Origin of the sequence: Chryseobacterium sp. PvR013, assembly GCF_017833095.1 — a bacterium.
Taxonomy (GTDB): Bacteria; Bacteroidota; Bacteroidia; order Flavobacteriales; family Weeksellaceae; genus Chryseobacterium; species Chryseobacterium culicis_A.
Genome location: NZ_JAFIBT010000001.1, coordinates 3675396 through 3689975 on the forward strand (window position 1 = coordinate 3675396; position 14580 = coordinate 3689975).

The 14580-nt window shown below is 36.9% G+C and carries 13 protein-coding genes; 6 read left to right on the plus strand and 7 right to left on the minus strand.

The genetic code is table 11. From position 1 onward, the window contains the following. Positions 1-67: 67 nt before the first annotated feature. The 5 genes from JOE44_RS16685 to JOE44_RS16705 form a co-directional block, all read right to left on the minus strand. A complete protein-coding gene (locus tag JOE44_RS16685) occupies positions 68-346 on the minus strand; it encodes a hypothetical protein (RefSeq protein WP_209786434.1) in 279 nt (92 codons plus the stop codon). After that, complete coding sequence (locus JOE44_RS16690) at positions 347-2476, minus strand: hypothetical protein (RefSeq protein WP_209786435.1); 2130 nt, start codon at positions 2474-2476, stop codon at positions 347-349. A gap of 75 nt (positions 2477-2551) precedes the next feature. Next, positions 2552-3058, minus strand: coding sequence for a hypothetical protein (locus JOE44_RS16695; RefSeq protein ID WP_209786436.1), 507 nt, complete (start codon positions 3056-3058; stop codon positions 2552-2554). Between the two features lie 119 nt (positions 3059-3177). Further along, positions 3178-4755 carry a hypothetical protein gene (locus JOE44_RS16700; RefSeq protein WP_209786437.1) on the minus strand — a complete coding sequence of 526 codons (1578 nt, stop codon included), beginning with the start codon at positions 4753-4755 and terminating at the stop codon, positions 3178-3180. A gap of 30 nt (positions 4756-4785) precedes the next feature. Next, a complete protein-coding gene (locus JOE44_RS16705) occupies positions 4786-8421 on the minus strand; it encodes a hypothetical protein (protein ID WP_209786438.1) in 3636 nt (1211 codons plus the stop codon). Positions 8422-8715: 294 nt separating this feature from the next. Between JOE44_RS16705 and JOE44_RS16710 the strand changes: the two genes are divergently transcribed. Genes JOE44_RS16710 through JOE44_RS16725 form a run of 4 tightly spaced genes read left to right on the plus strand, consistent with a single transcriptional unit; the run spans position 8716 to position 10619 of the window. After that, a complete protein-coding gene (locus JOE44_RS16710; protein ID WP_209786439.1) occupies positions 8716-9225 on the plus strand; it encodes a hypothetical protein in 510 nt (169 codons plus the stop codon). Continuing rightward, positions 9222-9569 carry a tRNA-binding protein gene (locus tag JOE44_RS16715; RefSeq protein WP_079243765.1) on the plus strand — a complete coding sequence of 116 codons (348 nt, stop codon included), beginning with the start codon at positions 9222-9224 and terminating at the stop codon, positions 9567-9569. Before JOE44_RS16710 ends, JOE44_RS16715 begins: the two co-directional genes overlap by 4 nt. 18 nt (positions 9570-9587) lie before the next feature. Further along, the gene (locus JOE44_RS16720) at positions 9588-10289 is read left to right on the plus strand and encodes a 3'-5' exonuclease (RefSeq protein ID WP_209786440.1); all 702 of its coding nucleotides are present in this window, start codon (positions 9588-9590) and stop codon (positions 10287-10289) included. A gap of 3 nt (positions 10290-10292) precedes the next feature. Next, a complete protein-coding gene (locus tag JOE44_RS16725) occupies positions 10293-10619 on the plus strand; it encodes an SUF system Fe-S cluster assembly protein (RefSeq protein WP_034691980.1) in 327 nt (108 codons plus the stop codon). Positions 10620-10671: 52 nt separating this feature from the next. Here JOE44_RS16725 and JOE44_RS16730 read toward each other — a convergent pair whose 3' ends face one another. Both JOE44_RS16730 and JOE44_RS16735 read right to left on the minus strand, forming a co-directional pair. Continuing rightward, positions 10672-11508, minus strand: a complete 837-nt coding sequence (locus tag JOE44_RS16730; protein WP_209786441.1) for a sulfurtransferase — start codon at positions 11506-11508, stop codon at positions 10672-10674. Positions 11509-11693: 185 nt separating this feature from the next. Next, a complete protein-coding gene (locus tag JOE44_RS16735) occupies positions 11694-12542 on the minus strand; it encodes a hydroxymethylglutaryl-CoA lyase (protein ID WP_209786442.1) in 849 nt (282 codons plus the stop codon). A gap of 187 nt (positions 12543-12729) precedes the next feature. Between JOE44_RS16735 and pepT the strand changes: the two genes are divergently transcribed. Both pepT and JOE44_RS16745 read left to right on the plus strand, forming a co-directional pair. After that, complete coding sequence (gene pepT / locus JOE44_RS16740) at positions 12730-13977, plus strand: peptidase T (RefSeq protein ID WP_209786443.1); 1248 nt, start codon at positions 12730-12732, stop codon at positions 13975-13977. A gap of 6 nt (positions 13978-13983) precedes the next feature. Then, complete coding sequence (locus JOE44_RS16745) at positions 13984-14550, plus strand: hypothetical protein (RefSeq protein ID WP_209786444.1); 567 nt, start codon at positions 13984-13986, stop codon at positions 14548-14550. The last annotated feature ends 30 nt before the right edge of the window (positions 14551-14580 follow it).

Here is a 14580-nt window from a genome sequence, read left to right on the forward strand (position 1 = left end):
AAAGACCTCATTTAAAATCTTTTCTAATTTAGAAAAAATAACCGCCTTATATAAAGCGGTCTTAAATCTATTTTATCATAACTAGTTGGACAATGTCCTTTTTTAAATCTATATCATTATCAATTTTTATCTTTGTGGCTAAAGACCTATATTTATTAATATTATCGATTTTTTTAACTATTTGTTCTCCTTCAATTTCAATGGCTCCCATTTTTTTCCCATTAACAATCAATTCCCAGAATGAATTTTCTACCATAGCATCATGATTATGCATAATTCCAGTAAAAAAAGTCTTCCCAAAAGACATTTGAAAAATGCCATTTACATATAATATAATTTCTTTCATTTATTTAATATTTTTATAAACTTCATAATCTCTATCTCTAAGTATTTTTAATATTTCTATATCTTCTTCAATTAACCCCAAAAGTCTTTGATGTCTTATCATAAAATCCTTTACATGATATTCTGCATAAGCTATATCTGATGTATTTTCAATTATTTTTATATTTTTTTGTGTACCGTGTAAAAACTCTTCTAAAACAGCAGCTTTACTTGGGTTATTTTTTAATAATATATGCTTAAGATCTTCTCCTCCTACATTCGCTTCTGCCCCCATCCACTCTAAATACCTAAAATCATCCGTTCCTTCTTGTGCTATTTTTACAATCCTTTTCTTTGAAATATTATTAATTAACTGTTTAGATGCTTTTTCCACACCTTCCATTCCCTCTCTAAATAGTTCTAGCTGCTTCTTTTTCCCTTTCCTCTCAATTTTCTCCTGAATCCTCCTCTGCTTATCCTTCACTGTTTTCTCCGCAGGAGACAAACCATGATCTGCAACCTCTTCTCCAAAACCAAAGACCTCATTTAAAATCTTTTCTAATTTAGAAAAAATTTCTTTTGATCCCTTTTTAAATTCCCGGAGAATCATTCGAATAAATTCTATAATTCTGTTGAGAGCGTTCTCTGCTGTTGTGATCGCTTTGGTAATCTTTTCCAACGGATTCAGGACAAAACTTTCTACGGATTTGGCCAGCCTGGCGACTGCTGCAGTTCCACTTGTAAGAAGTGTTTCCACAATAATATCAATGATAATCCCAATGATATACCCGTAATAATAGGCCGCTTTTTCCAGTGTGATCTTAGGAAGATTTTTTTCTACCCATTTTACCAGACGGACGATGGTTTTTAGCTGAAACGTAATGCATTCCTTAAAGAACTCCACATAATCAAAAGTCAGAATACCTTCCAACAGGTCTTCCATCAGTTCCAGGAACATTTCCCCATATTCCACTTTCCTGTCATTCACTTTATCCATGGCAGCGACTGCTTTGAAGATAAAGCCGATGATGGAAAAAATTCCGGCAATAATATCAACCAGACTGTTATAGATTCCACAAAGAAAGGCATTGGCAATCTGATAGTTTCTGTAGACCATATGCTGCATTCCGGTGAGTGGGTCTGCAATAAACTTCTCCAGCTTATCGATCTGGTTGAAAAAGAAGGTTAGGGATTTATTAATTCTTTTATAGATAAAAGTGGGAAATAAAGTTTCAGCGTTATTCAGCAGACCATTAAAACCATCCTTTACCTCATTGATGCTTTCAAAAAAAGATTTTACAATTTTAGCATTGATTTTTTTCTGGCCCGCAAGATTTTCATAAGGGTTCTGGGATGCTTTATGTTCATAGAAATCTTTGATCTCTTTATAAAAGACCTCCGGAATAAAGGTAGGATTGTATTCTCCTTCTTTCGGATTGGGATTCCATCCGTTCTCTGAAATTCTTAGTTTGACAATATTTTCGGCAATACCTTGTGTGAAAAACACTGACGCTCCTTCCAATGCTTCCTGCTTAAAAAAGCTGAATATTTCTCCGATACTTTTATCTTTAAGTCCCAGAAACCAGCTTATAAAATCAACTTTATTTCTGTAAATCCCTTTTTCAATAAGGTTTCTGAGTGATTTTGGTGTAACGGTTACTTCGTGTTTCCTTGTAAAACTGAGAATGTCTGCAAAAGGCATATCCTTTTTATTCGTAAGTCCTGCTCCGGCTACGGCACGCATTACCGTATTATGATTGTAACGGTCATCAATTTCTAAAAAGAGAATAAGTTCATTACTATTAGGTAAAGCTTCCATAAAGCGCTGAAGAAGAAAAGCACCATTTTTACTGGCAAAAAGAACAACATCAATTCCGGCTATGGTCTGTCTGAATCTGCTTTTATAAACAACAACTTCGTCGATATTTCCTCCAAAGACAGGATCATCCGAATAGATCTGAAATCCATTACCGTCTGTAACCGGTTTCCCACCGTAATACGTATTGGCAATTTGTCTTGATGTTTTTTGCTTTAACTCCAAAGGAGATTCCTGAACAGGGAAAATGGTCTCAAAAGAATCAGAACTGTCATTTCCGGGAGAGAAATCCGTGATGTTCCTCAACAGAGGATTATTTAAAATTTCTAAACTCATTTTGTGATTTTTAAGGTGAATAAAGGCAGGGTTTTAAGACCCTGCCAGTTAAATGATCATTTGATAATCAATATGTTAAGACAGCCTGTTCAGCTCATTGCTTTTCATCTCAGCAAATTCCTGTAAATAGCTTTTCAGAAGATCCAGAAAACCTATTTTATTGTTTTTGACAAGCCAAAGCATGTAATGATGGGTATTCACTTTGACAATAGATGTTTTGGGATGTCCGTCCTCATCCAGAACAGGGTTCTGGGTTTCTTCATCTACGACGGGTACAAATATTCTGTTAAAGTTTTCATCTCTAAGGCTTGACCATTCATCTTCCCCAATCAGCCATTCAGGAGTCGGGAGGTTTGAAGGTTCAATTTCATTCGTTTCTTTATATCTTAAAACCTGCTGGTAAAAGAGATAAATTCTTGGAAGCTCTGTATCTACCACCATTTTATTGATCCTGATAAATCTGTTAAAAGTTGAGAGCAAAGGATGTTCAGAGATCTGGATTTCCCCCAGGTTTAAATCTGTTGTATTGATTTCTTTTAAAAGTTGCTTTACCTCTTCAGGGATTAATAATTTTTCTTTCATTGTTTTAAAATTTTGCTTGGTTAAATAATTCGTGGCTAAGTTTATAGACACTATTTGATTGAAAGGCAGAATTTTCAGGCTCTGCCTTTTATTGCTTTAAGCTCAAAGCTTGATAAAGGTTATAGTTTATACAGTTCAACAATATTGGCACTTACCCCTGTATTCCCACCTGTATTCATGTTATACATTCCGAAGGCAACCGGGCCGGTATAACCAGTTTTGGTATAGGTAACCGTTTTATTATTGAAATTGACAATAACAGTCCAGCTTCCTCCACGTCTTATAAATGTGACGTTAAGAGCATAAGTTGGCTCCGCAGTAGTGACTGTCTCAGCTGAATTGTCAGGGAATATTTTACACATAGGATACCAATACGACTGAACCAGCCTAACGTTTGCAACGGTTTGATTTAATAGGTCTACTCCATTGGCTGCATTGACTAATCCTACAAAATGGGTCATCGTTCCAAAACCGTTAGGCCCGTTAATTGTTGCCGTTCTACCTGTAATTTCAACATTCATGTAAAAATCTTCATCTGCCCCAATCAGTTGATTTGTCTTTCTGGCTGCGATGAAAGAAGAATCATCAGCCAGAGCCTTTACATTGCTATCGGAGCTGTAGCTTACAGCGGCTCCTGCTTGGGTAATGGCGGGTGATACCGCATTATTGTATATTTTTTGTTCCCAAACAATGTTATTGAGAGGAATACGCTGTATCTGAGTTACCACACGGATGGTAAAACTTGTCAGATACCAGGCTACCCCATTCCACAATCTGATCTTATATTCTCCTACCGGAATATTTTTGAAATTGTAATAGAAGGTCAGATCAATTCCATTAGGATATAGCTGAACCTGTGAACCGGGGATTGCGGTAACAACAGTAGCTGTATCAGCTGAAACACTATCCTGGGTACACAGCTCTACTTTAAAACTTGTGGATGGAAGGTTTAAATTTGCTCCTTTTAGATTGATCCAAAATGGACGGTCTGTTTTATCCACAATTGGCGGCGATATTACAGCCACGCTCATGGTATCTGTACTCCAGCCTCCGTTCATTTTCGTCTTCCATGCTGACCTTTCAACTTCTGTCATTTGATTGGGCATTTCCATCAGTAAATTTTTACTGTCTACAATGGCATTTAAGCCACTGGTATTTTGAACTACAACTTTTTGAAAATTAGCCGTATCAGCATTCTTATTAGGTAACCCGGATAATATATAGGGGTTTCCTAGAGTATTGATCGAAAATGAAGCATTAAGGGTATGATTTCTTGCTGCGCTGTTGGACAGGTTTGCATTCATCATATTTTTCCCTAAATCACCTGCAGGAAGTTTGGCAACATTCCCATTATCATTCAATCCTATGATTTTAGGATAATCCTGAGCATTTCCGTCTGTGACAGGAACTTCTAATTTCTTAGCTAATTTTTCTCTTGTCTTGATATTATACTGAGCCTGACTTGCGATTCCTTCTGCCAAAAGATCAGCATTTGAAATACTGACATGATTATCAGCTAATTCCAGGGGAATGGTTCCGTCAACAACGGCATGGGTCTTTAAATCTCCGTTTTCATCAACGGCATAATCTGTGTAAGATAGGGAACCTGGCGCTGCTACCTGATAAATAGCATTCGTTTCCCTTTCTCCAATGGGAGGTAATTCATTGACACGTATAATTTTTCCTATAATTGGCATTTTTTTTAATTTTTAAGGTTAATAATTATGTTATTTCCAGTCTCCCAAAATCACTTTCTGTCCTTCCAGCGATTCTACTCCAAGAAGGTTATTATTAGGTTCAAAATTGAATCTGTCCTCAGTAATTACTTCGGAAGGCACTTCAAAATCATCTGGATTCTCAGTAGTAAATGGCAATGCATGAGTGACTTTTAATCCTATACTTTCTGCCTGAAGAATATTTAAAGTAGTAGGAAGTCTGGTAATCCATGCTTTTCCATGTTTTTTCCCTTTTGGCTGCTTCAATTCATCTACAATTGATAGATAAAGGTCATCTCCAATGACAGGAACTTCACCTCCATTCCATATTTTTCCTGTTGCCAGATAAAATTGTACAGCACCTTCAAAGCCTGGACGCACCGTTACTACTACTCTGGCCATACCGCTTTGTAAAAATGCTTTAAAAACAGGATCTGTATTTTCTGCTTTATATAAATCTGACCAGTTGTGTTTATTTCCCCAATAGTATGGATACAGATAATAGGATAGATTCTCCCATTCAAATGCCTGCTCCATGAATTTTACAAAAGCAGAGTATTTGTCAAGATTATGAGAAAGCTTCGTTTCATAATCGGTAAATGAACTTCCCTGAGTTAACCCTGATAAACCGTAACCATGAATGGCGTCCGGGGCTCTATCTGCCATATAGGAAATACAATTTTTTCTAAGAACCGTATTTTCAATCTGCCTGTAAAAATTAGGATTTGAGTCTTTAATGGCAGAGGCTTTGTTTTCTTCCTCAGAAATAGCATTGTTATATTCGACCAAAGCGACTTCGTAAGCATCAATGATAGACTTGAACGTTTTAAGCTGCCATTGTTTCCTGGCATCTTCTGTCAGCATACATGTGATTGAAAGTGAGGTTTCAAAAGAGTAAAACCTGTCCGTAGAAATGCTGACTGCAACATCGCCGGTATATCCAACAAAACTTCCGCTTTTACTGAACCCCGTTGTTGTGATTCCCTCTACAATACGTTTATCAGCAATATTGATATTCAATAATGAGCTAACATATTCTTTTCCTCCGCCACTGATTGAATATTCTGTACTGATATATCCCTCCGGAATTTTCACCACATCCTGTAATCCGATTGCACTCGATGCTCCTCCTGTCTCACTCATATCCGGAGTTTTATCTCTACCGTATGCAAACCCTTTTGTTACCTTGATACTATTCTGCAGAAATTTTTCCATTTCCACATTGTATTTACTGATCCAGTATTTCAAAGTTGTCTCATTGGAAAGGGCACTGAAATCTTTCATCGGCATTACATCAGAAGTTCTCGGATCTTCAGGTTTTACAAACTTACTTTTTGTCATTCCCAACAAATGTAATTTTGCAGGCTCAGGAATCATAAATTCAAACATCATACGTTTCCCGTAATCATAGATCTGATTCTTCATCAGTTTATCCACCCATCTGTAAACGCCTACAACATGTTTATCTCCTTTTTTATTATCAAAGCCATGACTATTGTTTTCTTCAAACTCTTCAATAATTTTCTCAATTCTCTCCTCATGAACTTTTGTAACAATCCTATCCATAGCCCTTGATGTAATATCCTGTGCCTGGGTAGTAGCTTGTCTTATACTCTCATCTCTGGAACTATGGCTGGCATTACCCAGACCTAAACTGGTATTGATATTTGCATTTCCTGTTTTGTAACTTGCATTTACTCCAAACTGCGTATTACTGTCTGATGCTTCCTGCATCATTTTAGCAATCTCATTCTGCATTTCAAAACGGGTAGCTGTTGTAGTATCAGTAAGTTGTTCTCTCTCTGTATCAGAAGATGTAGTCGTAGTATTTTCACTTCTTCTTAATCTTCTGGTAGATTTCTCACGATATTCGCGAGCCATGATATTCTCAATATGAGCGACTTCACCTTCAACATAGGCATGAGTAGTCTGTTCAACTTTCAAATAATCTGCAATACCAATTTGCTTAAATCCGAATCCTGACGGAATAAAATTATTTTCATCATCTGTCTTCACAGGTTCATCATCTTCCACTTCAAGCAAAAATTTGTCAGACAAACAAGATCTGGCCTGTAATTTATTCGCATAAATATTTGCCAGTTTTCCATTAGTGAACATAATTTTAATACTTAAAGAAGCATCCTGAATCGTATTAAAGTCTAGCCCCGGCATACAAAGATCATTTAAGAAAATAGTATTCCCTGATCTGGATTTCATAAAATAATCACTATTAAAATCTGCTAAGCCATTATTAGGAGTTAAAGTATAAGAGATATGATTGATCTCCCAGGATGAATCCGGAACTGTAAGTGCCATATCAAAGGTAAATCCCTGATGAACATACTTCGGGCAAATCTGATAGGTAAAAGGAACAGCCACTGTTTTTGCCACAGGAATCAGAACTCCTCCGATACTGGTATATGCTTCATTATCCGTATTGGTATTTTCAACAATACTAGTATTACACTTCTCAACAGCTTCTTTCAATAAAGAATCAATCTCCGAAAAAGTACTTCTTCCTTCTAAAAGCCCTGCAAGATCGAGAGGACTCAGCTCTGCTGACCTTTCATTATTTGAGCTTGCCTGAAAATCAGATCCCAGAATATCAAGCAAAGCATCCAAATTTTCAGGTTTTATTGCTCTTAATAAAGAGTCTGCTTCTATTTCAGGTCTGAATTGAAAATTAAACTTTGGTAATATGGGTTCAGGGATACCCGGAGCTTGCTGACAAGGATCTGCCGGATCATATTTTATCTCAGGATTCCTTACCTGGCAAAAGTTCTCTTTATTAGCTGCCAGCTCTCTTTTATATCCATTAATAATCGAAGTAATTTCACTTTGATGAATTTCTTCTTTGGCTGCATACTCTTTTTGATATTCTGCCTTATACAATCTTTCAACAGCAGAAAGATTTTTCTTTAAAGCTTCATATTTTTCAAGCTTCATCTTTGCAGCAGAAATTAACTGCTGACTTTTCATTTCTTCTGTCGGGAAAGTTTCCTTCGGTCCTTCAGAAGCCATTCTTGAAACAGTTTGTGATGCAACAAGAGACTCATTGTCCAACATCAATTCTTTAGGCAAAACAACTTTTGCGCCTAGTGCCGTTTTCATTTCTTCCTCATTGGATACAGAAAGAATATGGTGAGCCAAAAGCTGTTGCATAATAACTTCCTTAACATAAAAATCTTTCTGAGTTACCACCTGATAGATTAAATTATTCCATAAACCGATCATTGGTGGGGCTACAGCAGCAGCCTGTGGATCAGTCAACAAACTTCTTTTTGCAATAACCTCCTCATACGTGCAGGTATTTTTATTTTTTGCCAGCCAGGTTCCAAATGCATAGTAAGCTTTATAGGTTCTTTTGAAGCCTTCTAAACTATTTGAACTGTTTAAGTCTGTTGAAATGCGTTCAGGGTTATTTACATAATTGGCAGCATATGTCTGCAGTAATTTTTGTTTCAATCCGGTTCCGTTAACAACCGGAATATAAAAAGCGTTATCGTTTTTCAGATCCTGAGGAATAACAATAAATCTTTTATCTTGCTTCGTATCGTCCGATAATTCAGGACTTCTCAGGCTTACAAATCTGAAAAGAGTTTGTGATGGTGTATTTTCTACAGGCGCGCCTGCAGTATTATTTTCCATTTCGTTCATTTTGTGTAATTTTGTGTAGATTAAAATAGAGATCTGAAGCTCTTTTTAGTAGAATGTCTTCAGGTTTTAGCCTTATTTTTTTAGGTGGTTTCCGGCAAAAGATGTCCACCTGGAATTTTTAAGTCAAGTTTCATATTGTGTTTTTTTCTTGAGGCAAAGATCACCCCCAGAAGCGACAGAACTTGACGTATGAAAAAAGAATTTCATTTTTCTACTCTAAACCTTTGAGATAAAAACTATTGGTATTCTCAATATTTTAATACATTTGTTTAAAACATACTTCAGATGAATTTCGAGCAGATCAATTTACACCTTGAGGCTTACAAAGAACACAACCAGATTCTGGATGCAGCAAAATATCTGCTCCATTCTTTTGATCTGGAACATGAAAACTTTGCGGGGTTCGGATTCAGGGAAGGGCTCTCTCCTACTTCGATGCTTCTTACAGCAGAAGGAGAGCTCGGAGGTCCTCAGACCGTAATGATCCCACGAAATTTATTTGATTTTGATCTGAACCTTGTTCTGAATATGGTTGCCCATGAAATGCTTCATGTAAGGCAGAAGGCTCCCGGACAGGTCATTGAAGACAAAAATGAAAGAGAATTTCAGGCCTATTATGAGATGCTTTTTCACAAAGTTTTTCCGCAGATCCCTGAAGTTTCGGATTTTCATAAAAAATTCTTCGGCGGAAAAGCGTTGGAATATTACAAAAGAATGGGTGAAGGCTCTATGTTACAACAAAAATATGCAGAACAGAAAACAGAAGTAGAACATCTAATTAACGAATTACCATGACAGTAAAACCAGATATCACCTGGGCAGATTTTGAGAAAATAGACATCAGATGCGGAACCATTCTTTCAGTGAATGATTTTGAAAAAGCAAGAAACCCATCTTATCAGCTGGAAATAGATTTCGGAGATTTAGGAATCCGAAAATCATCTGCACAAATTACTTCTCTTTACGAAAAAGAAGAACTTGTGGGAAAACAGATTTTAGCAGTGGTCAATTTTCCTAAAAAACAGATTGCCAACTTCTTCAGTGAATGCCTTGTATTAGGATTATATGGTGAGGACAAAAAAGATGTCACTCTTTTAGCGCCTTCATTACCCACAAAAAATGGAATGCAGGTAGGATAGACACTAACAAAAACACATATGATACAGAACATACCCTTAGAAAGGGTTTTATTTCTTGATATTGAAACTGTTCCGCAAGCCGGTTCCTGGAACGAATTATCCGAAACCGATCAATATCTGTGGGATAAAAAAACAAGATTTCAGAGAAAAGACGATGTCTCTGCAGAAGAATTCTATGACCGAGCCGGTATTATGGCCGAGTTTGGAAAAATCATCTGCATTACCATCGGGATGGTGGAAAAGAATGAAACGTTAAAAATAAAAAGCTTTTCCGGGCATGATGAAAAGAAAATGCTTCAGGAATTTGGAGAAATCTTCAACAGTCCAAGGCTTTACAATGTCATTCTTTGTGCACATAACGGAAAGGAATTTGATTTTCCATGGATTGCCAGACGATACCTGATCAATGGAATGCTCCCTCCTGCTCCGTTTCAGATGTTTGGAAAGAAACCCTGGGAGGTTCCTCACATAGATACTATGGAACTGTGGAAGTTCGGAGATTATAAGAGTTTTGTATCGCTGGAATTGCTGGCGCATGTCTTTGGAATTCCCACTCCGAAAGATGATATTGACGGCTCAATGGTTTCATCAATTTACTACATAGAAAAAGACTTGCAGAGAATTGTTGACTATTGTGAAAAAGATGTCTTAACTTTGGCAAATATTTTCCGGCGTATGCGTCAGGAAGATTTGTTGAAAAGGAATATCAATCTAGATTAAAAAATGAAATTTACAGACGATCAAATTGCTGACATTGGTGAGGAAATCATTGGTGTGCTAAAAACCGTATATGACCCCGAAATTCCGGTAGATATTTACGAATTAGGACTGATTTATGATGTCCAGATCTCCGATGATGCTGACGTAAAAATTATAATGACACTTACTACTCCCAACTGTCCCGTGGCAGAAACACTTCCTCAGGAAGTAAAAGATAAAGTGGCTGAAGTAGAGAACGTAAAAAGTGTAGATTTAGAGCTTACTTTCGAACCAAGCTGGAATAAGGATATGATGAGCGAAGAGGCGAAGTTTGAGCTGGGAATGCTTTAAAAATTACCTTTAACAATATAAAAACCCCGAAAATAATTTTCGGGGTTTTTGTTTATATATCTTTTGCTATTTCCTTTCCTTCTCTCCTGCTCCATTCACTCCATGACCCTACATACAGATCCGGAATGGGAAATCCCGCATAATCCAGCGCTAAAATAGTGTGGCACGCAGTAACTCCCGACCCACAGTGAATAATCAGATGATCAGGCTTATTTTGTAATAACTTACTGTATTTTTCTTTTAAGATTTCCGGACTTAGAAAGTTTCCGTTTTCATCAAGATTTTCAGAAAAAGGAATATTGATCGCTCCCGGAATATGCCCCGCAACCAGGTCAATAGGCTCAGATTCACCTTTATAACGATAGGCATCTCTCACATCAACAACTGTAGAAGAATCGCTTTTCAATTCATTTTCAACCACTTCCAAGCTCGAAACAGGAAGACCCCAGTTGTCTTTTTTAATTAAAGCAGCTTTATCAAATGTTTCTTCTCCGGAAGAAAACTCCAGTCCATTTTTCTCTGCCGCCTGCATTCCGCCGTCAAGAACCTGAACATTTTCCAATCCAAAAGATCTTAACATCCACCATGCCCGTGCTGCTGCATTGGAAGCATTTTTATCGTCATACACAACGACATGAGAATTTGCAGCAATTCCAAGGTTTGAAAGGATTTCCGCAAACTTTTCTACGGAAGGAAGCGGATGTCTCCCCCCAAAAGCAGCATCTTCCCCTATCTCAGCCATATCTTTATCAAGATCAATAAATCTTGCTCCGCGAATATGCTTTTCAAGGTAATTTTGTTTTACCTCTTTTCCGGTTCTTGCATCAAGAATGACGAGATTTTCTGTTGGAATATTTTTTAAATCGGATGGGGAGATTATTGGAGTCATTTTGTTGATTTTGGAATTAATACTAGATATGACTATAGTTAGTTGTGTTTTTGTCATTTCGTAGGAATCTTAATTTCGTTATTGAAAAAGATAATCTGGATTCCTACGGAATGACAAACTGAACGTTGTACCAACCTAAGGTCTAGTTAAGTTGCTAGATCTGTGAAATTTATGATGTATTCTTTTTAAAAATGAAAAATATCCTTCGCTTTGTTATAAGAGCTTTCAAAGTTCAGTAAGTTCAGTTTATGTTCTGCCTTTTCAACACTCATAAAGTTGATAACCTGTTCTGTAGGCATATTTCCTACAAGATCATCTTTAGCCATAGGACATCCTCCGATTCCTTTGATGGCACTGTCAAATCTTCTGCAGCCTTGATCATAAGCAGCCTTTAATTTCGAATAAGAATCTTCATAACGGTTATGAAAATGTCCTCCGAAGTTGATTTCAGGATATTTTGAAGGTATTTTTTCAAACAAAAGAGCAATGGTTTCCGGAGTTGCCACCCCTGTGGTATCAGATAATAAGATATCTTTCACCCCAATATCAGAAAATCGCTGTGCCCACTGGTCAACATCTTCCCATTTCCACATTTCACCGTATGGATTTCCAAAAGCCATGGAGAAATAGATATTCAGCTGTTTTCCTTCACTTTTTACCAGATCAAGCATTTTAATAATTTCATCAAAAGCTTCTTCCTGACTTTTATTGGTATTTCTGTGCTGAAAAGTTTCGGAAATAGAAAAAGGGAATCCCAGAATATCTACTGACTGATGTTTCAATGCTTTTTCGGCACCTCTGTAATTACCGATGATTGCAGAAACTTTAGTCTTGGAACGTGATTTATCAATATTTTTTGCCACCTCATCAGAGTCAGCCATCTGTGGAATTGCTTTTGGAGAAACAAAACTCAGACAATCCAATACATCAAAGCCAACATCCATCAAGGAGTTGATATAATCTATTTTTTTATCGGTAGGGATAAATTCTCCCCATCCCTGCATGGCATCTCTAGGACATTCGGTAAGAAACATTTTTACTTTTTGATTTTCTCAAATATAATAAAACTAAACTACTTAGTATACTGTACATACAAAGCTAACATTATTTTGATTTTCAAAGATTTATATCTGATTTATAATTTCAATAACTGATATTAAATCGCAAATAACGTATTCTCAGCATCAAATTTGCTAACTTTGTTAAAATTTATGATATCTGATGAGTACAATAGAATTCACCCCATTGTGGAAAGAAAAATTACTGAACCGTTTTCTTAGCTATGTAAAAATATATTCAACCAGTGATGCAGAAAGTGAAACGACACCTTCTACTCCTCGCCAGTGGGATATTGCCAACTATATTACTGAAGAACTGAAGACCATCGGCCTGGAAGATGTTTCAATTGATGAGCATGGTTATATTATGGGCTATGTTCCTTCTAACCTTGAAAGCGATGACAGACCTACCATCGGGTTTATTTCACATTATGATACTTCACCGGATTTCAGCGGAGAAAATGTAAAGCCTCAGGTTTGGGAAAACTATGACGGAAATGATCTTCTTTTGAACCAGACTACAGGATTCACCTTATCTCCTTCAAGATTTGAAAGCTTAAAAAAATATATCGGTCAGACGTTAATTACTACGGACGGAACTACTCTTCTTGGAGCCGATGATAAAGCAGGTTGTGCAGAGATTGTAACAGCTGCAGAATATCTTATTGCCCATCCTGAGATTAAACATGGAAGAATTGCAGTAGGATTTACTCCTGATGAAGAGATCGGAAGAGGTGCTCATAAATTTGATGTGGCTAAATTCGGTGCAGAATGGGCTTACACAATGGATGGCGGAGAAGTGGGAGAACTTGAATATGAGAACTTTAACGCTGCCGGAGCAGTAGTGAAAATCCATGGATTAAGTGTTCACCCTGGTTATGCTTACGGAAAAATGATCAATGCTGCTCTTTTAGCCGCTGAATTTGCTCAAATGCTTCCTGCTAACGAAACTCCTTCCACCACAAAAGGGTTTGACGGATTTTACCATTTAACGGATATCACTGCTGATATTTCTGAAGCAAAACTTCAATATATCATCCGTGATCATGATGCTGATAAATTTGAAGCGAGAAAGAAATTCATGGAGGAAAAAGTGGCAGAATTCAACCAAAAACATGGTGAAGGAACTGCTGAAGTGGAAATCAAAGAGCAATACAGAAATATGAAGCAGCAGTTTGAAGGTAAAATGCACATTGTAGACCTTGCTGCCAAAGCAATGACTGAAGCGGGTATCGAACCTAAAATCAAAGCAATCAGAGGAGGTACAGACGGTGCACAACTTTCTTATATGGGACTTCCATGCCCGAATATCTTTGCGGGAGGAATCAACTTCCACGGTCCATATGAGTATGTAGCTTTGGAAAGTATGGAAAAAGCAACCGGAGTAATTATTAATATTGTAAAAGCTTAATAAATCATGAAAAAGGTCTTAGCATCAGCTTTCATTTTCACTTTTATTTTAGGCAGTGCCCAGGTTTCTGAATTTGAAAGGGCAGATTCACGCTATGAAAGGAAGAAAACGGCTCTGTATAATAAATATCCTAAGCCTAATGATTTAAGGACCAAGAAAGAGTGGCTTTTGACAGAGGATAAAATAACCGCATACAAGACTGCTTTGGATAAAGCTTCCCTTGAGGATCAAAAAATGATCACTGCAGATCCTCCTACAAAAGCAAAAGTCAGTAAAGAAGCTGAATACGATAAAGGTAAAGCCGCTTTTCAAAAGCTTTTATATGAAGCCGTAGATCTTGTCTTTTTAAACTTTTCTTCAGATTCTTATAAAGCAACATTAAACTTTGTAGTAGATTCTAAAGGAAATGCCCTTAATCCTAATGTAAAAGGAAATAATGAAGATGTTAATGCTTTTATTGAAGCCGCTTTTTACCGGATTAAAGATAAAGGCAAATGGAAGCCGGCAGAAGACAAAGGAAAGCCTGTCTCCTCAAGTATTTCTATTCCATTAGTATTGAATTTTAAAAAATAATATACAAAAACCCGCTATTCTGATAGCGGG

Excerpts from the sequence above, each read along its gene's own strand:
- JOE44_RS16715 (WP_079243765.1), top strand. The coding sequence starts at position 9,222 with ATGACAGTAAAACCAGATATCACCTGGGCAGATTTTGAGAAAATAGAC.
- JOE44_RS16725 (WP_034691980.1), top strand. The coding sequence starts at position 10,293 with ATGAAATTTACAGACGATCAAATTGCTGACATTGGTGAGGAAATCATT.
- JOE44_RS16720 (WP_209786440.1), top strand. The coding sequence starts at position 9,588 with ATGATACAGAACATACCCTTAGAAAGGGTTTTATTTCTTGATATTGAA.
- JOE44_RS16745 (WP_209786444.1), top strand. The coding sequence starts at position 13,984 with ATGAAAAAGGTCTTAGCATCAGCTTTCATTTTCACTTTTATTTTAGGC.
- JOE44_RS16710 (WP_209786439.1), top strand. The coding sequence starts at position 8,716 with ATGAATTTCGAGCAGATCAATTTACACCTTGAGGCTTACAAAGAACAC.
- JOE44_RS16690 (WP_209786435.1), bottom strand. The coding sequence starts at position 2,476 with ATGAGTTTAGAAATTTTAAATAATCCTCTGTTGAGGAACATCACGGAT.
- JOE44_RS16695 (WP_209786436.1), bottom strand. The coding sequence starts at position 3,058 with ATGAAAGAAAAATTATTAATCCCTGAAGAGGTAAAGCAACTTTTAAAA.
- JOE44_RS16730 (WP_209786441.1), bottom strand. The coding sequence starts at position 11,508 with ATGACTCCAATAATCTCCCCATCCGATTTAAAAAATATTCCAACAGAA.
- JOE44_RS16705 (WP_209786438.1), bottom strand. The coding sequence starts at position 8,421 with ATGGAAAATAATACTGCAGGCGCGCCTGTAGAAAATACACCATCACAA.
- JOE44_RS16685 (WP_209786434.1), bottom strand. The coding sequence starts at position 346 with ATGAAAGAAATTATATTATATGTAAATGGCATTTTTCAAATGTCTTTT.
- JOE44_RS16700 (WP_209786437.1), bottom strand. The coding sequence starts at position 4,755 with ATGCCAATTATAGGAAAAATTATACGTGTCAATGAATTACCTCCCATT.
- JOE44_RS16735 (WP_209786442.1), bottom strand. The coding sequence starts at position 12,542 with ATGTTTCTTACCGAATGTCCTAGAGATGCCATGCAGGGATGGGGAGAA.
- pepT (WP_209786443.1), top strand. The coding sequence starts at position 12,730 with ATGAGTACAATAGAATTCACCCCATTGTGGAAAGAAAAATTACTGAAC.